Source organism: Stenotrophomonas sp. GD03958, assembly GCF_029839005.1.
Lineage (GTDB): Bacteria > Pseudomonadota > Gammaproteobacteria > Xanthomonadales > Xanthomonadaceae > Stenotrophomonas > Stenotrophomonas hibiscicola.
Map to the genome: position 1 here is coordinate 47,361 of NZ_JAOBZT010000001.1, position 18,773 is coordinate 66,133.

At 67.7% G+C, this 18,773-nt stretch carries 17 protein-coding genes and 1 pseudogene; 8 read left to right on the forward strand and 10 right to left on the reverse strand.

What is annotated here, in order from left to right:
- Positions 1–9: 9 nt before the first annotated feature.
- On the reverse strand, positions 10–1,143 hold the full coding sequence (locus N5C25_RS00220) for an MFS transporter (RefSeq protein ID WP_279936120.1): 1,134 nt from the start codon (positions 1,141–1,143) through the stop codon (positions 10–12).
- Positions 1,144–1,154: 11 nt separating this feature from the next.
- The gene (locus N5C25_RS00225) at positions 1,155–1,931 is read right to left on the reverse strand and encodes a DeoR/GlpR family DNA-binding transcription regulator (RefSeq protein WP_279936121.1); all 777 of its coding nucleotides are present in this window, start codon (positions 1,929–1,931) and stop codon (positions 1,155–1,157) included.
- Positions 1,932–2,087: 156 nt separating this feature from the next.
- Here N5C25_RS00225 and smqnr point away from each other — a divergent pair, with 156 nt between their 5' ends.
- Positions 2,088–2,735: a SmQnr family pentapeptide repeat protein gene (gene smqnr, locus N5C25_RS00230; protein WP_251102227.1), complete on the forward strand. Its 648-nt coding sequence runs from the start codon at positions 2,088–2,090 to the stop codon at positions 2,733–2,735.
- 3 nt (positions 2,736–2,738) lie between these two features.
- On the opposite strand, the gene N5C25_RS00235 is transcribed toward smqnr, so the two are convergent.
- Positions 2,739–3,413 carry a class I SAM-dependent methyltransferase gene (locus N5C25_RS00235; RefSeq protein WP_262214674.1) on the reverse strand — a complete coding sequence of 225 codons (675 nt, stop codon included), beginning with the start codon at positions 3,411–3,413 and terminating at the stop codon, positions 2,739–2,741.
- Between the two features lie 134 nt (positions 3,414–3,547).
- A complete protein-coding gene (locus tag N5C25_RS00240) occupies positions 3,548–4,927 on the reverse strand; it encodes a PLP-dependent aminotransferase family protein (RefSeq protein ID WP_262214676.1) in 1,380 nt (459 codons plus the stop codon).
- Positions 4,928–5,060: 133 nt separating this feature from the next.
- Here N5C25_RS00240 and N5C25_RS00245 point away from each other — a divergent pair, with 133 nt between their 5' ends.
- On the forward strand, positions 5,061–5,924 hold the full coding sequence (locus N5C25_RS00245) for a DMT family transporter (protein ID WP_058979414.1): 864 nt from the start codon (positions 5,061–5,063) through the stop codon (positions 5,922–5,924).
- 49 nt (positions 5,925–5,973) lie between these two features.
- Here the strand turns inward: N5C25_RS00245 and N5C25_RS00250 are convergent, their stop codons facing one another.
- Complete coding sequence (locus N5C25_RS00250; RefSeq protein WP_058979452.1) at positions 5,974–6,897, reverse strand: LysR substrate-binding domain-containing protein; 924 nt, start codon at positions 6,895–6,897, stop codon at positions 5,974–5,976.
- 106 nt (positions 6,898–7,003) lie between these two features.
- Here N5C25_RS00250 and N5C25_RS00255 point away from each other — a divergent pair, with 106 nt between their 5' ends.
- Positions 7,004–8,521: an MFS transporter gene (locus N5C25_RS00255; protein ID WP_251102231.1), complete on the forward strand. Its 1,518-nt coding sequence runs from the start codon at positions 7,004–7,006 to the stop codon at positions 8,519–8,521.
- A 281-nt stretch (positions 8,522–8,802) separates the two neighbouring features.
- On the opposite strand, the gene N5C25_RS00260 is transcribed toward N5C25_RS00255, so the two are convergent.
- Entirely contained in the window at positions 8,803–9,207 is a 405-nt protein-coding gene (locus N5C25_RS00260; protein ID WP_058979411.1) for a GFA family protein, read from the reverse strand.
- A gap of 170 nt (positions 9,208–9,377) precedes the next feature.
- On the opposite strand from N5C25_RS00260, the gene N5C25_RS00265 reads away from it, so the two are divergent.
- Both N5C25_RS00265 and N5C25_RS00270 read left to right on the forward strand, forming a co-directional pair.
- Positions 9,378–10,352 carry a DUF4105 domain-containing protein gene (locus tag N5C25_RS00265; protein ID WP_058979410.1) on the forward strand — a complete coding sequence of 325 codons (975 nt, stop codon included), beginning with the start codon at positions 9,378–9,380 and terminating at the stop codon, positions 10,350–10,352.
- On the forward strand, positions 10,352–12,373 hold the full coding sequence (locus tag N5C25_RS00270) for an alpha/beta hydrolase (RefSeq protein ID WP_058979408.1): 2,022 nt from the start codon (positions 10,352–10,354) through the stop codon (positions 12,371–12,373). The genes N5C25_RS00265 and N5C25_RS00270 overlap by 1 nt, the downstream gene beginning before the upstream one ends.
- A gap of 87 nt (positions 12,374–12,460) precedes the next feature.
- Here the strand turns inward: N5C25_RS00270 and N5C25_RS00275 are convergent, their stop codons facing one another.
- Positions 12,461–13,882, reverse strand: a complete 1,422-nt coding sequence (locus tag N5C25_RS00275) for an MFS transporter (RefSeq protein WP_279936122.1) — start codon at positions 13,880–13,882, stop codon at positions 12,461–12,463.
- 29 nt (positions 13,883–13,911) lie between these two features.
- On the opposite strand from N5C25_RS00275, the gene soxR reads away from it, so the two are divergent.
- Positions 13,912–14,346, forward strand: a complete 435-nt coding sequence (gene soxR, locus N5C25_RS00280; RefSeq protein ID WP_058979405.1) for a redox-sensitive transcriptional activator SoxR — start codon at positions 13,912–13,914, stop codon at positions 14,344–14,346.
- 83 nt (positions 14,347–14,429) lie between these two features.
- Here the strand turns inward: soxR and N5C25_RS00285 are convergent.
- A pseudogene (locus N5C25_RS00285) lies at positions 14,430–15,059 on the reverse strand (short chain dehydrogenase); the annotation flags it as partial.
- A 71-nt stretch (positions 15,060–15,130) separates the two neighbouring features.
- On the opposite strand from N5C25_RS00285, the gene N5C25_RS00290 reads away from it, so the two are divergent.
- The gene (locus tag N5C25_RS00290; RefSeq protein WP_262214680.1) at positions 15,131–16,006 is read left to right on the forward strand and encodes a LysR family transcriptional regulator; all 876 of its coding nucleotides are present in this window, start codon (positions 15,131–15,133) and stop codon (positions 16,004–16,006) included.
- Between the two features lie 59 nt (positions 16,007–16,065).
- On the opposite strand, the gene proC is transcribed toward N5C25_RS00290, so the two are convergent.
- Together proC and N5C25_RS00300 are read right to left on the reverse strand one after the other, a co-directional pair.
- Positions 16,066–16,887: a pyrroline-5-carboxylate reductase gene (gene proC, locus N5C25_RS00295; protein ID WP_058979401.1), complete on the reverse strand. Its 822-nt coding sequence runs from the start codon at positions 16,885–16,887 to the stop codon at positions 16,066–16,068.
- Between the two features lie 18 nt (positions 16,888–16,905).
- Positions 16,906–17,583 (reverse strand): YggS family pyridoxal phosphate-dependent enzyme, encoded by a 678-nt coding sequence (locus tag N5C25_RS00300; protein WP_058979397.1) that lies wholly within the window; start codon positions 17,581–17,583, stop codon positions 16,906–16,908.
- Between the two features lie 87 nt (positions 17,584–17,670).
- Here N5C25_RS00300 and N5C25_RS00305 point away from each other — a divergent pair, with 87 nt between their 5' ends.
- The gene (locus tag N5C25_RS00305; protein WP_006422551.1) at positions 17,671–18,708 is read left to right on the forward strand and encodes a type IV pilus twitching motility protein PilT; all 1,038 of its coding nucleotides are present in this window, start codon (positions 17,671–17,673) and stop codon (positions 18,706–18,708) included.
- Positions 18,709–18,773: the final 65 nt, after the last annotated feature.

Consider the following 18,773-nt stretch of genomic DNA (forward strand, 5'->3'; position numbering starts at 1 on the left):
TGCCCTGGGCTACACCCGCAGCCAACGCGTGGACATCGCCACCAGCAACAAGGCCGTGGCCACGCCGATGAACGCGGCGATCAGGCCGAAGTGATTGGCAGCGAAACCGATCAGCGCCGGCCCAGCAAGGATGCCGGCAAAGCCCAGCGTCGAAACGGCAGTGATGGCCAGCGCGCCGGGCATGCGCGTCTGGTGGCCGGCCAGCGAGAACAGTGCGGGTGCGATGTTGGCGCAGCCGAGACCGACCAGCACATAGCCGAGCAGTGATGCCTGCCACGGCGTGACCAGGGTCAGCACCAGCATGCCCGCGGCGGCAAGCAACGCGCCGAACACGATCGCGCGCTGGCGGCCCACGCGTGCCACCAGTGCATCGCCGAACAGGCGTGCGACGGTCATGGTCAGGGTGAAGGTCACATAGCCGATGCCGGCAAGGCTGGCATCGACGCGACGCACATCGCTGAGAAACACTGCGCTCCAGTCCAGCATCGCACCTTCGCCGAGGAAGGCGACGAACGCCAGCACGCCGATGAACAGCACGATGCCATGCGGCAGGGCCAGCATCGGTGTGTCATGCGGCATGCGTTCGCTGTGCCAGTACGATGCCGACAGCAGCATCACCAGCAGCATGGCGCCGACGCCGACCAGCACGGATGCCAAGGGCGGCAGCTGTGCGGACAGCAGCACGGTCATGGTGGCCGCGCCGAGGAAGCCGCCGATGCTGAAGAACGCATGGAAGCCGGACATCATTACGCGCCGTGCTTCGCGCTCGACCATGACGGCCTGTACGTTCATCGTGCAGTCCATTGCCCCCACGGCCGCGCCGAACACGAACAGGACCAGCCCGAGTGTCCAGGCCGAACCGGCCAGCGCCAGGCCGGGCACGGTCGGGCAGATCAGCAGGCTGCTGGCCACCATCACCCGCCGGCAACCGAGGCGCGCGGCCAGCACGCCGGACAACGGCATTGCCAGCAGCGAACCGGCACCGAGGCAGAGCAGCACCAGCCCCAGCGTGGCGTCATTGATCTCGGTGCGTGCCTTGGCGAACGGCACCAGCGTGGCCCACAGCGCGGTGGCGAAGCCGGGAATGAAGAACGCAGCGCGGGTCGCGTGCTGTTCGGCACGCGCGCGGTTGGCAAGGGACATGAGCGGTACGGTCAGGGGGGAGTGGGATGCACCGCGATGCCGGCGGCGCGGAAGCGTGCCGCCAATGCGGGCGGCGCGGTGGTGGTCAGCACCAGGTCGTCGATCTCGTTGAGGCTGGCAATCTGCCAGTGGCCGCGGGCACCGAGCTTTTCAGTAGTGGCGGCGACGATGACACGGCTGCTGCAGGCCACCATCGCGCGCTTCAGCGTGGCTTCTTCCGCATCCATTGCCCACACGCCGGTGTCGCCGTCCACCGCGCAGGGGCCGGGCAGATACACATCGGCGCGCAGGCGCTGCACCTGGGCCAGTGCTTCGGCGCCGACCGCGCCGCCACCGCTGGCCAGGCGGCCGCCGATCAGCTGCACCGAGGTGCCATCAAGCATGCTGGCGGCGGTGGCGATCTGTGGCGCATTGGTGATCACCGTCAGGCCGAGGGCGGCCGGCAACTGCTGGGCGATCACCAGGTTGGTTGAACCGGCATCGAGCAGTACGACCTGGCCGGGTTGCAGCAATGCGCAGACGCGGGCGGCCAGCTCGGCCTTGTCGCCGCGGTCGCGGGTCAGGCGCTCGCGCAGCGGCCGTTCCTTGGGCGGCGGCAGCACGGCGCCGCCGTAGACGCGCTGGCACAGGCCCTGGGCGGCGAGCTCGCGCAGGTCGCGGCGGATCGAATCTTCAGAGACGGCATAACGGCGCGCCAGTTCGGCGGCGACCACGCGGCCCTGCTGGCGCAGCTCCTCGAGGATCTGCCGGGTGCGCTGGGCGGGTAGGGGGCTGGGGTCGGCGCTCATGCCGCAAGTCTGCACGTTCGTGCATAATCGTGCAACAACGCGCGTTGGTCGGGAGGGCGCAGGGCGGCTGGACTGCCGGTGAACCCGCCCGCCCCGGGGTCTATGGATCGGCCTCGCCGCCCGGCATCATGGCGGGCACTTGGCATGGAATCCCCGATGTCTCCCACCGTTCACCGCAAGCTGCGCATCGGCGCGGACCAGTACACCGGCCAGAAAGTGGTCGACCAGCAGTTCCACGAGTGCGATTTCTGCGGTGCGGACCTGACCGGCACCGAGTTCATCAACTGCAGTTTCTACGATGCCGACAGCCGCGCCGGCTGCCGCTTCAATGGCGCTACGCTGAAAGAAGCCAGTTTCCGCAGCTGCGACATCAGCATGTGCCACTTCAACTTCATCAAGGCGCTGGGCCTGGAGATCAGCGAGTGCCGTGCGCAGGGCGCGGACTTCAGCAACGCCAGCTTCATGAACCAGATCACCACGCGCAGCTGGTTCTGCAGTGCCTTCATCAAGAAGTCGAACCTGCGCTACGCGAACTTCTCGCGGGTCACGCTGGAGAAGTGCGAGCTGTGGGAGAACCGCTGGGATGGCGCGAATGTGAGCGGCGCCAGTTTCGCGGGCTCGGATCTGTCCGGCGGCCAGTTCGAGGGCATCGACTGGAACAGCGCCAACTTCACCGACTGCGACCTGACCAACTCGGAGCTGGGTGAGCTGGACCTGCGCAGCACCAACCTGCGTGGTGCCACGCTGGACGTGCAGCAGGTGGCGCTGTTGATGCAGCGCATCGGCATCACCGTGGTGCCGTAGGCATCACCCGGCGTACGCCACCCAGCCCTTGAAGCTGAAGCCTGCGTAGAACAGCTCCACGCCATCGAAGCCGGCCTCCTGCAGCAGCGCCACTTCCTGTTCGGGGGCCAGCAGCGGCAGCCGCTCGGCAATGGCCTCGATCGCGCGCTGTGCATCGGCGTGGGCAACGCCCGAGGCTTCGGCGAACGCTGCGTAGCGCTGCAACCAGCGCAGCTTGCCGGCCGGTTCCTGCGGCACGCTGTGGTGGGCCACAACCAGCGGCGCGCCGGTCTGCAGGCGCCGGTGCAGCTCGCGCAACGTGTGCAGGCGCTGCCCTGCATCGAGGAAGTGCAGGGTCAGCAGGCAGCTGGCACCATCGAAGCGCAGATCGGGCGCATCGTCGATGTAGCCTTCCAGCAGCTGCACACGCGGCATCAGCGGACCCAGTGTCTGCTCGGCCAGGGCCAGCATCGGTGCGGCCGGGTCCACGCCCAGCAGCTGCCAGCCCGGTTGCGCCTCGGCAAAGGCCTTCAGCTCCAGCCCACCCCCGGCACCGAGTACCAGCACGCGGCCCTGTGCGGGAACGCGTTCGGCCAGCAGCAGGCGGCTCATCTGCTGCAGCGCGAGGAAGCCCGGCACCTGGCGCAGCGGGCCCTCGGTATAGCGGGCCACCGCCTGCGGATCGGAGAACGTGGACATGCGCGGATTCCTGCGGCGGGGGACATGCCACTGTAGCGCGGCGCGCAAGAGGCATTGCGCGCCGCTGCCGCATCGTCGCGGCCAGTTGCGGGGCGTACGCATGGTGGTGGATGCGCTGGTCGCGCATTACCAGCTCAACGCAGCGCGCGTGCCAGCACCTGCCAGATCCTCGGGTCCTGGCACTGCGAGACGTTGAAGCGCAGATAGTCGGCCGCGCGCTGCGACTGGCTGAACGCGTTGCCCGGCGCCAGCACGATGCCCTCGCGCAGGCAGTGCCGCGCCAGTGCGGCGGCGTCGCGGCCATCGGGCAGCTGGCACCACAGGAACAGGCCGGCTTCCGGCTGCAGCCACGGCGTGATGCCCAGCGCCTGCAGTTTCCGCAGTGTGTGCCGGCGTGCATCGGCCAGGCGCGAACGTATCGACTGCATGTGGCGGCGGTAACCGCTATCGGTCAGCGCGATGTGCATCAACTGCGCGGCCAGATGGCCGCCGCCAAAGCTGGTCGCCAGCTTCAGGTCGGTCAGTGCTTCTATCCAGTCGTGGCGCGCAGCGATGTAGCCGCAGCGCGACGCTGCCGACAGCGTCTTGGAGAAACTGCCGACGTGGATCACCCGTGACAGTCCATCGAGCGCGGCCAGCCGCGGTGCCGGCTGCAGTTCGAAGTCGGCGAAGATGTCGTCCTCGACGATGATCAGCTCGCTGCGTTCGGCCAGGCCCAGCAGGCGGTGCGCGGTGTTGGCTGAAAGCACCGCGCCGGTCGGGTTGTGCAGTCCGGAATTGGTGATGTACAGCCGCGGCGAATGCGCCTGCAGGGCTTGCGCGAACGCCTCCAGGTCCGGGCCGCTGTGCGTGTACGGCACGCCGATGGCCTGCACCTGGTGCGCCTTGAGCAGTGCGTGGTAATTGAAGTAGCTCGGGTCATCGACCAGCACGCAGTCACCGGGCTTGAGCAGGAAACGGCAGAGCAGATCGACCGCGTGCGTACCGGATTCGGTCAGCAGGATCTGCTCCATCGGTGCATCGATGCCAAGCGAGGCGCTGCGCCTTTGCAGCAGCTGGCGCAACGCGGGCAGCCCGAGTGGGCCGGCGTAGTCCACCAGTTGCATGGCATCGGCACGCGCCAGCCCGCGCAGGCCGCGGCGCACGCCATCGTGATACAGCCAGTCACTGGGCATCCAGCCGCACCCTGGCTTGAGATCGCCCGCGGGCGTTTCCAGCGATTGTCGTGATACCCACAGCGGATCCACCGCGCGATCCAGCCGCGGCTCCATTTCGGCCAGCGCCAGCGGTGCGGCCGGGCCACTGACGTAGAAGCCCGAGCCTGCGCGTGCACTGATCAGGCCCTCGGCCGCCAGGCGCTCGTAGGCCTCGACCACGGTGGAGACTGAAACTCCCATGGTCGCTGCCTGCGCACGTACCGAAGGCAGGCGGGAGCCGGGGCCATCCACCCGTGCACTGATGCGGGTGCGGACGGTCTGGATGACCGATTCGATGCGGGTGAGCGGGCGCGGCATGGTGGAACCGTAGTGGAAGTGTGGGTAGTACAGTTACTTGCGGCTGTACTGGATTGTAGCTGGGGTCGTTCCGCGCTGGATGCTTCCATACAGGTGCAGCCGGGCATCGTCCGGCACCTTCAGGAGTACAGGCGTGGAACGGTCGGCGAGTGGTTGGATCAATGGCTTCATCGGTGTGGTGATCTTCGCCGGCTCATTGCCGGCCACCCGGCTGGCGGTGCTGCAGCTGGATGCCGGGTTCGTTACCGCCGCACGCGCCACCATCGCCGCGGTGCTCGGTCTGGGGCTGCTGCTTCTGCTGCGCCAGCCATGGCCGCGGCGCGGCGACCTGCCAGGGCTGGTGGTGGTCAGCCTCGGCGTTGTGGTCGGCTTCCCGCTGCTGACCGCGCTCGCGCTGCGTCACGCGTCGTCGGCGCACACCATCGTGTTCCTCGGCCTGCTGCCGTTGAGTACAGCGGTGTTCGGCGTGCTGCGCGGTGGCGATCGGCCGCGCCCGGCGTTCTGGCTGTTCTCGTTGCTGGGCAGTGCCTGCGTGGTCGGCTATGCCGCGCGCAACGGCATCGAAGCCTCTTTGCAGGCCGACCTGCTGATGCTGGCGGCGATCGTGGTGTGCGGGCTGGGCTACGCGGAAGGTGGTCGGCTCGCCCGTCATCTGGGTGGCTGGCAGGTGATCAGCTGGGCATTGCTGCTGGCGTTGCCGGTGATGCTGCCGATGACGGTGCTGATGCGCCCGGCCTCGCTCTCGGCGGTCGGTGCCTCGGCGTGGTGGGCACTGGGCTACGTGGCAGTGTTCAGCATGCTGATCGGCTTCCTGTTCTGGTACCGCGGGCTGGCCCAGGGCGGCATCGCCGCTGTCGGCCAGCTGCAGCTGCTGCAGCCGTTCTTCGGCCTGGCCCTGGCCGCGCTGCTGCTGCACGAATCGGTCAGCCTCAGCATGGTGCTGGTGACTCTGGTCGCGGTGATCTGCGTCGCCGGCGCGCGCCGCTTCAGCCGCTAGGAAAAAGGGGACGGAGGGGATTAAGTCGTTTCAGGCACAGCAGGACCAATTACGACTTAATCCCCTCCGTCCCCTTTTCCGGGGTGCTGCGGAAAAGGTGCGCAACGGCGTAGTCGATGAACACCCGCAGGCGTGCACTGGGATGGCGCCCACCGGGCCACAGCAGCGAGAACTGCCCCTGGTGCGTGGGCAGTGTGGGCAGCACCTGTTGCAGGCGGCCATCGGCCAGCGCGTCGGCTGCGAGGAAGTCAGGCATCCAGGCCAGGCCCATGCATCCGATCGCAGCGGCCAGCACGGCTTCCATGTTGTTGCAGGTCATCGCCGTGGGAAGGCGCGCCCCGGCGTCGCCTTCGATGCCCGGCAGCTGCCACGGATGCAGCTTTCCGGTGGTGGGGTAACGGAAGCGCAGCGCGGTATGCATGCGCAGGTCGCCCACATCGCCGGGCGTTCCATGCATCTGCAGATAGCCCGGCGCCGCACAGAGGATGAAACGAAAACCACCCAGCCGCCGTGCGGTCAGGCTGGAATCGGCCAGTTCGCCACTGCGTATCACTGCATCCAGGCCTTCGCTGACCACATCGACGATGCGGTCGTTGAAGTCCAGTTCCAGCTGCACCTGCGGATAGCGTTGCTGGAAGCCGGGCAGCACCGGCAGCAGGAAGCGGTAGCCGATGGTGGGCAGGCCGATGCGCAGCAGTCCGCTGGGGGCGTGCTGTCGCTGCGCCAGGTCCGCCTGCGCTTCGGAAAGCTCATCCAGCGCACGCCGGCAGCGTTGCAGCAGCAGTTCGCCTTCGTCGGTGAGATGCACGCGGCGGGTGGTGCGCTGGAACAGGCGCGTGCCGAGTTCCTGTTCAAGCCGGGCGATGCGCTTGCCGACGGCCGAGGCTGACAGGCCGAGTACGCGGGCGGCACCGACAATGCTGCCTGCCTCCGCGGTGCGGACGAAGGCGAGCAGGGCGGAGATGGAGTCCATGCTTGGATGATTGCGGAACATCTCGCCGCAATCAACGTCCACCGAGCCTGTTTTTCTGGAATAGCGGCCTGTCCATCATCAATGCCCCTGATGGATGGAGGCCCGCATGGCCCCGGATTCGATGCTCCCTGTACCTGTCCGCGCGCAGCAGCGCTGGGCGCTGCTTGCGGTCTGCCTGGCCGCGCTGGCGTTGCCGTTGTCCTTCTCTGCCGGTGCAGTCGCGGTGCCGGCGCTGGCCCGTTCCGCGGCGGCATCGCCCACCGCGCTGGCCTGGGTGACCAACGCCTTCATGCTCACCTTCGGCAGTCTGTTGCTCGCTGCAGGCGGCTTGGCCGATCGATATGGCCGTCGGCGGCTGTTCCTGCTGGGCACGGCGGGCTTCACCACCGCCACCGCCGCCGTCTGCCTTGCTCGCACGCTGCTATGGCTGGATCTGGCGCGCGGGTTGCAGGGCGTTGCCGCGGCGGCGGCGCTGGCATCCGGCACGGCGCTGCTGGCACAGGCCTGGCAGGGGCCGGCGCGTGCCCGTGTCTTCGCCCTGCTGGGCACCACGTTCGGCATGGGGCTGGCGTTGGGGCCCCTGCTCGCGGGCCTGCTGCTGCAGACATTGGGATGGCGCAGCGTGTTCGCCGCGGGCGGTGTGCTCACGTTGGTGGCCTTCGGCCTGGGGGCACGCGCGTTGCCTGAAAGTCATGGCGAGCGCCGACCACTGGATATCGGCGGCATGCTGAGTTTCAGCCTGACGCTGGCGGCGTTGACCCTGGCGCTGCTGTGGTCGGGCGAGTTCGGCCTGCATGCCGCGCGCGTGCAGCTGGCGCTGCTGGCGACGCTGCTGTTGGGCGGGGTGTTCGTCTGCATCGAACGGCGGCACCCCTCACCGTTGCTGGACCTCTCACTGTTCTCGCAACCGGCGTTCCTCGGTGTCCAGCTGCTGCCGGTGGCGACCTGCTTCGGCTACGTGGTGCTGCTGGTCGTGTTACCTCTGCAACTGCTGGGCGTGCATGGCCAGAGCGCGACGCTGGTGGGACTGCAGATGTTGGCGCTGTCCGCGCCGATGCTGGTGCTGCCGATGCTGGCTGCGCGCTGGGCGGAGCGCGTGGGAAGTGCGCGGCTGTGCACGCTGGGTCTGCTGGTATGTGCCGCCGGCCTGTACCTGTTGTCGCGGCAGGCGTCGCACCCGTCGCCCTCGCAGTGGGTGCCGCTGCTGATGCTGGTCGGCGCAGGCACGGCTTTGCCGTGGGGGCTGATGGATGGACTGTCGGTGAGCGTGGTACCGGTGCAGCGTGCCGGCATGGCCGCAGGCATATTCGGAACCGTGCGGGTGGCCGGCGAAGGCATCGCGTTGGCCGCAGTCACTGCCTTGCTTGCGCTGCTGATCGGCCATCAGCTGCAGGGCGCGTCGCCGGCATCGCTGGTGCGTGCCGGTGCCTATCTGGCCACGGGGGCGCGGGAACAGGCGCAGGCACTGCTACCGACGATAAGCGGCATGCAGCTGCAGCACGCCAGTAGTGAGGCGCTGGCGACACTGCTGCGTGTACTGGCGCTGCTGACCGCCGCCTGTGCCGCCGTGTTGCGCCTGTTGTTGCGGAAAAGGACAGGTGCCTTGGTCGGGAACATGGTGTAGCAGGCTCATCGCCGCCTCCGCCGTCATCCCGTTGTCGTGTCCCGCTCACGTCGCCTATGCCCACCCGGGCCTAGTCTTGATCGTCCCCGTCCCCCCACACGGAGACCTGCCATGTGGCTGCTCGACCATCTCTGGCCCGGCCGTCGACCCCTTCCTCCCCCGGTCGAGGACGCGCCACAGGCACCGTCACGCCGGCCCTGGCTGAAACGCCCGGCGCGGGCGGGGCGCAGCGGCATGGCGCCCTGGCAGAAGATCGCCACGCCGCCGCGGCGCACGCGCCACTAGCCGGTGCGGTCTGACGGGTGGTTGACCCCGTCGCTGACCGGAATAACCCCCAGCGCGAACGGATCAATGCCCTCCAGGCAGGCCACGTTGTAGCCGTACTGGTCGGGGTTGGAGCGGCGTCGGTGATGGGTGTAGATGCCGCACACCCCGCAGAAGTAGTGCTCGGCCACATGGGTATTGAACTGGTATTTCTGCAGGTGGTTCTGCCCGCGGAGCACCTGCAGGCCCTGACGGGGGACGCTGGCGGCGATGGCGCCACGGCGGCGGCACATCGAGCAGTCGCAGCGGCGGGGATCGACGATCCCGTCCGGCAGGTCCAGCAGCAGCTCGACCGTGCCGCAGTGGCAGGTCGCGCGGTGCCGGGGTTGGACCGGAACGCCGGCCACGGAAGTGATGCCCATCGTTGCTCCTGTGTGATCCATCTGGCCGTCGGGCCGCAGCAGACGGTGCGCCGGCGTGCCTGAACGGACCGTAGATGCCACGGTGAACCTGCTTGTGGCTAACTATGCGGCTTCGGAACCGCGACAGGATGCCAGTGAAAGCCGCAGGACGTTGGATGACAGGAAGTGCCATGGCGCTGGCAGCGTTGTGGGTGACCGGGCTGCTGGCTTACCAGATGCCTGGGCCGGGCTGGCTGTCCACCGGTGCCGCTGCGCTGTGGCTGCTGGTTGCGCTGTGGGCGTCGTGGCGCGTCGCGCGGGGCCATGCTTCGCGCCGCCTGGGCCTGGCGTTCGGGGCATCGCTGGCACTGGCCGGCCTGTGGTGGCTGCTGCTGACCCCGCGCCAGGACCGCGTCTGGGCCGATGACGTGGCCCAGCGCCTGCATGTGGTCTCCTTCGATGGCCGCCACGTGGTGCTCGACAACGTGCGTGACTTCAGATGGCGGACCGAAACCGACTACGACGCCCGTTGGGTGCGCCGCGCGTACGACCTGGACCAGCTGCGTTCGGCCGACCTGGTGCTGTCGTACTGGATGGGCCCGGCCATCGCCCACACCCTGATCTCGTTCGGTTTCGACGATGGGCGCCACGTGGTGTTCTCGCTGGAGATCCGCAAGGAACGCGGCGAATCGTTCTCGGCGCTGGGCGGCTTCTTCCGCAAATTCGAGATGACCCTGGTGGCCGCGGAGGAGACCGACATCATCCGCACCCGCACCAATGCGCGTGGCGAGGATGTCTACCTGTACCGCCTGCACGGCATGGACCGTGCGCAGCTGAAGGAGCTGTTCGCCGCGTACATCGCGCAGGCGCGCGAACTGGATGCGAAGCCGGGCTTCTACAACACACTCACCAGCAACTGCACCACGATCGTCTTCGATCTGGCCCGCCAGATCGCGCCGCGCCTGCCGCTGGACTACCGCCTGTTGCTGTCCGGCTACCTGGCCGAGTACGCACAGGAGGTCGGTGCACTGACCCCGGGTGTGCCGTACGCCGAGCTGCACGACAAGGGCCGCATCACCCAGCGTGCGTTGGACCTGGGCAGCGGCGAACACTTCTCCACCGTGATCCGCCAGGGCGTACCTGGCACCGAGCAGGACCCGCAGTAATGACTCGACTCCTCCTGATCCGCTGGCAGCGTGCGCTGCCGGTGTTGTTCGTCGCCTTCCTGCTGCTGGTCAGCAGCGGTTGCGCGATGGTCACCGTCAAGCAGGTCAAGTCCAGCGATTCGCTGGTCAACAAGCGTGCCGACGTGCTCAATACCGGCAAGCTCAGCCCCGCCGCGCGAGAGACGCTCAGCGCGGCAGGCCTGGACGAATCGCAGTGCGAGAAGGACTTCCTGGTCTGCCGCAGCACGCTGCTGATGACCGACGATCTCAATGTCGAGCAGCGGCTGTCGGCGCTGTCCGAACTGTGGGTGAAGGCCGCGCTGGCGCTGACGCCGAAGAAGACCGCAGCCGGTGATCCGCCGATGAGCGACGCAGCGCTGGACGCCTGGCTGGAAGCCGCGCGCTACGCCTATGCCTACCTGTTCTACAGCGGCCGCTCACCATCGGATCGCGCCTTCGAAGACCGGCAGACACAGGTGCGTGACTACTACAACTACGCGGCCGAGAAGGCGGCGGTGGTGCTGTTCGTCCGCGCGCGCGCCGCTGCGTTGGCGGGCGAGGACTACACGAAGCCGATCTCGGTCGGCAGCTGGTCGCTGGCTTCCAACTACCAGCAGCTGAACCTGAAGAGCATTCCCGCGCAGCTGGTGCCAGCCGGCACGGTCAGCTTCGTCGGGCTGCGCAGTACTTATCGCCGTGATGGCTTCGGTGCCGAACTGGTGATGGTGATGGACCCGCCGAAGCTGGTCGCACCGGTGATCGCACCCGAGGGCGCCAAGGCTGAGGCGCCGCAGGAGGATGAGGACGACGCACGCCGTGGCCGCCGTCATCGCCACGACGATTCGGTGCCCGAGTTCAGTGAGATGTCCTCGATCAACGTCACCGCACTGCTGCGCTTCGAAGGCAGCAACCTGGACGATGTGATGCGCACGCGCCGGGTCGAGCTGGACGCTTATTCGCCCGAAGCGACCGAGCGCATCACCCTGCATGGCGAGCAGGTGCCGCTGGCCGGCAGCTTCACCGCCGCCTATGGCCTGTGGTTGGCGCAGAGCGGTTTCGCCCGGCAATCACTGCGCACCCTGTTCGGCATGAGCGAGAGCATCGGCGAACCGCACATCTACCTGATGCAGCCGTGGGACCCGAACCGCCGCATCATCTTCATGCTGCACGGCCTGGCCAGCAGCCCGGAAGCCTGGGTGAACCTGGCCAACGAGATCATGGGCGACCCCGAGCTGCGCCAGCAGTTCCAGGTGTGGCAGGTCTACTACCCGACCAACGCGCCGATCGCGCTGAACCGCTACGAGATCGCCAACGCGTTCAATGACACCCTCAAGCACTTCGACCCCAACGGCAGCACGCGCGCATCGAAGGACATGGTCTATATCGGCCACAGCATGGGCGGCGTGCTGGCGCGGCTGCTGGTGAGCGACTCGGGTGATGTGCTGTGGGATGACCTGCTGGCCAACTATGACCTGAAGGGCGAGCGGCTGAAGCGGGTGCAGGCCAAGCTGGGGCCACTGCTGCATTTCAAGGCGCAGCCGAACGTGGAACGCGCGATCTTCATCGCCGCGCCGCACCAGGGCACGGATATCGCCGGCAACAGGGTCGGGCGGCTGATCGGTCGCCTGGTACGCCTGCCGCTGACCATTCTCGGCAAATTCGAGGACGTGTTCATGGCGCTGGCACAGGCCGAGCAGCAGGTCGACGGCACCGCCAAGCCGAAGATCCCCAACAGCATCGACAACCTCAAGGCCAGCGATCCATTCGTAAAGGCCGCAGCGCAGCTGCCGATCGAAGCGGGACTGAAGTACCACTCGATCATCGCCCAGCGCAAGCCGGAGCTGCCGGTGGAAAAGTCCGATGACGGACTGGTGCCGTACTGGAGTGCGCACCTGCCGGGTGCACAGTCGGAGAAGGTCATCATTTCCGGCCACAGCGTGCAGGAGACCCCGCAGGCAGTGCTGGAAGTGCGGCGCATCCTGCACCGGGACATCGATGACGTAGGCACGGGGACCCGGTAGTGCCGGCCGCTGGCCGGCACCATCATGGGATTCCCGCGTGCGCGGAGGTTGCCGGCCAGCGGACGGCACTACCGAAACCCGACGGCGCTACACCCGCCGCGCGATCACCACGGCCAGCACCGCCAGGCCGAAGGTGATCGCCAGGCACAGCAGGTAGCCGGTGTGCGGCGCGCTTTCCACGAACAGCGCGAACAACGCACCGGAGACCGCCAGCGCGGTGGTCACCGACAGGGCCTCGCTCAGCTGCAGGGCCGACGTGTTGGCACCCTGCTCATGCGCTGCTGACAGCGAAAGCGTGAGTACCGAGAGGCTGGCGTAGATCATGCCCATGCCGAAACCGGTGACCGTCCAGCCCACCAGGGCCACCGGCAATGGCACTGCATTGAACAACACCGCAAGCGTTGCGGCGATGCCGAGCGTCATCATCGCCGTGCCGACGCGCAGCAGCTGCTGGCGTGACCAGCCGCGCTGCTGGTGACCCTGCAGCCAGGAGCCGGCGAACCAACCGAGTGCGCCGAGGCTGAGCACCGCGCCGGCCCAGCTGGGCGGGAGTCCGCGTTCGCGCTGCAGCAGCAGCGGCAGGTAGGCTTCGCAGGCGAAGAATGCGGCAGCGGCGATGCCGCGCAGTGCGATCACGCTGGGCAGGCCCCTGCGCAGGATCAGCGTTCCGGCCGGCAGCAGGCGATGCACGCATAGCAGCAGCGCCAGCATCGCCACGCCGATGCAGAGCAGGGCGGTCGGACCGTGCTGCTGGCCGCCGAAGTACAGCAGCAGCGCCGCCAGCGATGCACCACTGGCCCAACGTACGACGTTGCCGCGCCCCTCGTCGTCGTTGCTGTCGGCGGAGCGCTGCATGCGCGCCAGCGCAGGCCGCAGCAACAGGGCAGCAGGGACTGCCAGCAGCGGCACCGCCAGGAACACCCAGCGCCAGCCGAGATGCTGCACGATCAGGCCGCTCAGCGCCGGGCCGACCATCGAGGGCACCACCCAGCCCGCCGAGAATGCCGCGAACACCTTCGGCCGCAGGTGCTCCGGGTAGCTGCGGCCGACCATCACGTACAGCGAGACCGAAATCGCGCCCGCACCCAGGCCCTGCAGCAGGCGCCCGGCTACCAGCATGCCCATGCGCACGGCGAAGCCGGCCAGCAGCAGGCCCAGCACGAAGCAGGCCAGGCCGTACCACAGCGGCCGTGCCGGGCCTTGGCGGTCGGCCCAGCGTCCGGCCAGGGTCATGCCGATCACGCTGGTGGCCAGTGTGCCACCGAAGGCCAGCGCATACAGGCGCAGGCCGCTGAGTGCTTCGGCCACCGTGGGCATCGCGGCCGCGACGGCCAATGCTTCGAAGGCGTGCAGCGCGACCAGCGCGACCATGCCGAGGGTGGTGGCGCGGTAGCGCGCGGACAGGATCGATGTGTCAGCCGGCAGGCGGGTGTCGGCGGGAGAGAGGGTCGGGGTCATACCGGTCAGGGGCGGGCCGCGCTTGTCAACGGGCGGCGAAGATAGCAGCATGCCACCTCAACTATAGTTGAGGTCAAGCAATGGCATCCCAGGAACTCAGCGTTGGCGAGGTCTCCCAGCGCAGTGGCGTGGCCGTTTCCGCACTGCATTTCTACGAGCGCAAGGGGTTGATCAGCAGCCTGCGCACCTCGGGCAACCAACGCCGTTACAGCCGCGACGTGCTGCGCCGGCTGGCGGTGATCCGCGTTGCGCAGCGGGTGGGCATGCCACTGGAAGCGGTCGGCCGCGCCTTCGAGAGCCTGCCTGAAGGCCGTGCACCGACCAAGGCTGACTGGGCCAAGCTGTCCGCGCGCTGGCGCACCGAGCTGGAAGTGCGCATCCACATGCTGCAGCTGCTGCGCGATGAACTGACCGGCTGCATCGGCTGTGGCTGCCTGTCACTGCAGCATTGCCGCCTGGCCAACCCCGGCGACGTCCTCGGCGAACGCGGCGACGGCCCGATGCGCTGGGAGTGAGCGACAAAAAGGGAACGCGCTCCCGGTAGCGCCGGGCCATGCCCGGCGGACGAAAACGACTTAATCCCCTCCGCCCCATTTTCTTACCAGACCGTGATGGTTTCGCCGCTCTGGATGCCTTCCACCGCGCGCTGGAAGGCCAGTGCCGCGCGCTGTGCGCTTACCGCCTCGAAGCCTGGGAAGTAGGGGCCGTAGGCGGCCATCGATTCGATCAGTACGTTCGGGCTGACCACGTTGATGCGCAGGCCGCGCGGCAGCAGCTCCAGTGCGGCTGCGCGCACGAAGCCTTCCAGTGCGGCATTCACTGCGGTGGCGTTGACGCCGTCGCGGATCGGCTGCGCGCTGATGATGCCGCTGGTCAGGGTGATCGAGCCACCGGCATTGAGGTGGTGCTGCGCGGCCAGTGCCAGCCGCACCTGTCCCAGCAGCTTGTCCTGCAGGCCGATAGTGAACTGCTCGGGCGTCATCTCCTGCAGCGGTCCGAAATGCACCGAGCCGGCGGTGGAGATCACCGCATCGACTGCGCCGGTACGCGAGAACAGTTCGGCGACGCTGGCGTCGTCGGTCAGGTCCACGCGCAGTTCGCCGCTGCTGCGGCCGGCGGCGAGAATCTGATGCTGTTGGCCGAGCTGACGGGCGACTGCCTGGCCGAGGGTGCCGCTGGCACCGACGAGGAGGATCTTCATGGCGGTTCCTTGCGTGAGGGTGTGAGCGCAGTCTGCGCCGTCACATTGGGGTTAGGTAAGCGGCGTATGATTCGCAGATTCCTAACTCTGGATTAGCAATGGATACCCTCCGCTGCATGCAGGCCTTCGTCGCCGTGGCCGAGCGCGGGAGCTTCGCAGGGGCTGCCGAACAGCTGCAGGTCTCGGCGGTGATGGTCGGCAAGTACATCCAGCAGCTGGAGACGCACCTGGGCACCGCGTTGCTGCAACGGAACACCCGCCGCCAGCGCCTGACCGAAGCCGGCAGCGCCTACCTGGCCGGTTGCCGGCAGGTGCTGGAGCAGGTGCAGCAGGCCGAGGCCGACGTGGCCGGACTGCAGATACAGCCACGCGGGCTGCTGCGGGTCAGCGCACCCACCACCTGGGGCAGCTGCGTGCTGGCGCCGCAGCTGGCCGGCCTGCTGCGCGCACAGCCGCAGTTGAATATCGAGCTGGACCTGAGCAACCGCCGCGTGGATCTGATCGAGGATGGTTTCGATGTGGCGATCCGGGTCGGGCCGCTGCCATCGCAGGAACTGGTGGCGCGGCCGCTGCCGCCGTATGCGATGAGCCTGTGTGCGTCACCGTCGTACCTGCGCCGGCGCGGCACGCCGCGTACGCCCGCCGATCTGGCAGGGCATGACTGCCTGAGCCATCTGGCCTGGCGCGGTGGCCACGGCTGGCAGCTGGCCAACGGTGAACAGGTGGACTGGGAAGCGCGCCTGACCTGCAACGATGGTTTCGCGTTGCGCGAAGCTGCCGTTGCAGGAGCGGGTCTGGTGCTGCAACCGACGGCGCTGCTGGCTGGCGAAATTGCTGCCGGGCGGTTGAAGCCGCTGCTGCGCGACTATCTGCCTGAACCACGGCCGATGCACCTGATCTACCTGCCCGACCGCAGGCCGCGCCCGCGGTTGCAGTGCTTCGTCGATTTCGTCATGACGACATTGGGGCAATGAGCATCCACGCCAGACGTGGATGACGGTGGGTGCCGACCGTTGGTCGGCACGCATCGGGATCAATCATTCGCCGCAGACAGTTCCTGCCCACGCACCTGCGCGGCGCGCAGTGCGGTGTCCACCAGCGCCTCGAAGCCACCGGCCTGGAAGCTCTCGATCGCGGCCTGGGTGGTTCCGTTCGGCGAGGTCACGCGGCGGCGAAGCTCGGCCGGGCTCTCACCGGCTTCATCAAGCATGCGCGAGGCACCCAGCAGGGTCTGCACCACCAGCGTGCGCGCGGCGTCGGCTGGCAGGCCCTGGGCAATACCCGCCGCTTCCATCGCTTCGGCCAGCAGGAACACATAGGCCGGGCCACTGCCGGATACGGCAGTCACTGAATCCATCAGCGCCTCGCTGTCGATCCACACGGTGCGGCCTGCGCTGGCCAGCACCTTCTCGGCCTGTGCGTGCTGCTGCGTGTCCACCGACGGTGTGGCGAACAGGCCGGTCACACCTGCGCCGAGCAGGGCAGGGGTGTTCGGCATCGCGCGCACCACTGCCTGGTCGCCTCCCAGCCAGCGCTGCAGCTGCGCACTGGTGATGCCGGCGGCAATCGACACCACCAACGGCTGGTTTGCCTGGGCCAGCGCCTGCAGCGACTGGCAGACCTCACGCAGCACCTGCGGCTTCACCGCCAGCAGCCAGGTGCTGCCCTGCGCAGCGGCATCAATCGCGTTGTCATGCACCTGCACACCGAAGTCGGCGGCCAGCGCCTGGCGCAGTGCGGCCACCGGTTCGGCGACGTGGATGTGCGCGGCGGGTGTGCCCTGACGGATCAGGCCGGCGATCAGGCTGCGCGCCATGTTGCCGCCGCCGATGAAAGTGATGGAATCAGCTGCCATGGAAAGCTCCTTGGAAAGTCAGGCTGGGCGCGGGCGCGCGCCGAACAGTGCGGTACCGATGCGAACCAGGGTGGCGCCCTCGGCGATGGCTTCGGCGTAGTCGCTGCTCATGCCCATCGACAGCGTGTCGATCTGCACGTGCTGGGCAGCCAGCGACTGGAAAAGTGTGCGCATGCGCACGAATGCATCCCGACGACGCTCGGCTTCGGGCCATGGCGCGGGAATCGCCATCAGCCCGCGCAGGCGCAGGGCAGGCTCGGCGGCAATTGCCGCAGCCAATGCATCCACGTCTTCCGGTGCACAGCCGTGCTTGCTGGATTCATCGTCGATGTTGACCTGGATCAGCACATTCAGCGGGCCGCGTGCGGCCGGGCGATGGCGCGCCAGCGCCGTTACCAGCTTGGGCCGGTCCACGCTCTGCACCCAGTCGAAGTGGGTGGCCACGGCATCGGCCTTGTTCGACTGCAGGTGGCCGATCAGGTGCCACTCCAGCGCCAGGTGCTGCAGCGCCTGCATCTTTGCCAGCGCTTCCTGCACATAGTTTTCGCCGAAGGCCTGCTGGCCCTGTGCGGCCAGCGCAGCCACGGCCTCGGCCGGTTGGGTCTTGGACACGGCCAGCAGGCGCGGATCGGGCCGGCCGGCCGCCTCGGCGGCGGCATGCAGGTTGCTCAGGATCTGGGGCAGGGGAGTGGCCACGTAACGCGTTCCATTGAATCAGGAGGCTATACTGCCGCCCGGGGAAAGATCCTTCCAGTCGAAGCCGTTATTGGGGAGTAGCCGCTCATGGATATCGCCGAACTGCTGGCGTTTTCCGTAAAGAACAAAGCGTCCGACCTGCACCTGTCTGCAGGCCTGCCGCCGATGATCCGCGTGGACGGCGATGTTCGCCGGATCAACATCCCGGCCCTGGACCACAAGCAGGTCCACGCGCTGGTGTACGACATCATGTCCGACAAGCAGCGCCGCGATTATGAGGAATTCCTCGAAGTGGACTTCTCCTTCGAGATCCCGTCGCTGGCGCGCTTCCGTGTGAACGCGTTCAACCAGAACCGCGGCGCCGGTGCGGTGTTCCGTACCATTCCGTCCGAGGTGCTCACCCTCGAGGACCTGGCCTGCCCGCCGCTGTTCCGTGAAGTGATCCAGCAGCCGCAGGGCCTGATCCTTGTGACCGGTCCGACCGGCTCGGGCAAGTCGACCACGCTGGCGGCGATGATCGACTACATCAACAAGAACGAATACGGCCACATCCTCACCGTCGAGGATCCGATCGAATTCGTGCATACCTCGCAGAAGTGCCTGATCAACCAGCGCGAAGTGCACCGCGATACGCATGGTTTCAACGAAGCACTGCGCTCGGCACTGCGTGAGGACCCGGACATCATCCTGGTCGGCGAACTTCGTGACCTGGAAACCATCCGCCTGGCACTGACCGCCGCGGAAACCGGCCACCTGGTGTTCGGCACCCTGCATACCAGCTCGGCGGCCAAGACCATCGATCGCATCATCGACGTGTTCCCGGCCGGCGAAAAGCCGATGGTGCGCTCGATGCTGTCCGAATCGCTGCGTGCGGTGATCTCGCAGGCGCTGCTGAAGAAGGTTGGTGGCGGTCGTACCGCTGCGTGGGAAATCATGGTCGGCACCCCGGCCATCCGCAACCTGATCCGTGAGGACAAGGTGGCGCAGATGTACTCGGCCATCCAGACCGGCCAGCAGTACGGCATGATGACCCTGGACCAGCACCTGCAGGACCTGGTCAAGCGCAGCCTGATCACCCGCAACCAGGCCCGCGACTACGCCAAGGACAAGCGCCTGTTCGAGTAAGGCAGGGCAGCCACGGGCGGCGCGTGCAATGGCGCGGCCGCTCCGTGTTGTTTCCTCCACCGACC

What these genes read in the sequence shown, in the direction of transcription:
- N5C25_RS00225 (WP_279936121.1), bottom strand. Translation starts at nt 1,931, where the DNA reads ATGAGCGCCGACCCCAGCCCCCTACCCGCCCAGCGCACCCGGCAGATC.
- N5C25_RS00305 (WP_006422551.1), top strand. Translation starts at nt 17,671, where the DNA reads ATGGATATCGCCGAACTGCTGGCGTTTTCCGTAAAGAACAAAGCGTCC.
- N5C25_RS00265 (WP_058979410.1), top strand. Translation starts at nt 9,378, where the DNA reads ATGGCGCTGGCAGCGTTGTGGGTGACCGGGCTGCTGGCTTACCAGATG.
- smqnr (WP_251102227.1), top strand. Translation starts at nt 2,088, where the DNA reads ATGTCTCCCACCGTTCACCGCAAGCTGCGCATCGGCGCGGACCAGTAC.
- N5C25_RS00235 (WP_262214674.1), bottom strand. Translation starts at nt 3,413, where the DNA reads ATGTCCACGTTCTCCGATCCGCAGGCGGTGGCCCGCTATACCGAGGGC.
- N5C25_RS00260 (WP_058979411.1), bottom strand. Translation starts at nt 9,207, where the DNA reads ATGGGCATCACTTCCGTGGCCGGCGTTCCGGTCCAACCCCGGCACCGC.
- N5C25_RS00275 (WP_279936122.1), bottom strand. Translation starts at nt 13,882, where the DNA reads ATGCTGCTATCTTCGCCGCCCGTTGACAAGCGCGGCCCGCCCCTGACC.
- N5C25_RS00270 (WP_058979408.1), top strand. Translation starts at nt 10,352, where the DNA reads ATGACTCGACTCCTCCTGATCCGCTGGCAGCGTGCGCTGCCGGTGTTG.
- soxR (WP_058979405.1), top strand. Translation starts at nt 13,912, where the DNA reads ATGGCATCCCAGGAACTCAGCGTTGGCGAGGTCTCCCAGCGCAGTGGC.
- N5C25_RS00255 (WP_251102231.1), top strand. Translation starts at nt 7,004, where the DNA reads ATGGCCCCGGATTCGATGCTCCCTGTACCTGTCCGCGCGCAGCAGCGC.
- N5C25_RS00220 (WP_279936120.1), bottom strand. Translation starts at nt 1,143, where the DNA reads ATGTCCCTTGCCAACCGCGCGCGTGCCGAACAGCACGCGACCCGCGCT.
- N5C25_RS00240 (WP_262214676.1), bottom strand. Translation starts at nt 4,927, where the DNA reads ATGCCGCGCCCGCTCACCCGCATCGAATCGGTCATCCAGACCGTCCGC.
- proC (WP_058979401.1), bottom strand. Translation starts at nt 16,887, where the DNA reads ATGGCAGCTGATTCCATCACTTTCATCGGCGGCGGCAACATGGCGCGC.
- N5C25_RS00250 (WP_058979452.1), bottom strand. Translation starts at nt 6,897, where the DNA reads ATGGACTCCATCTCCGCCCTGCTCGCCTTCGTCCGCACCGCGGAGGCA.
- N5C25_RS00290 (WP_262214680.1), top strand. Translation starts at nt 15,131, where the DNA reads ATGGATACCCTCCGCTGCATGCAGGCCTTCGTCGCCGTGGCCGAGCGC.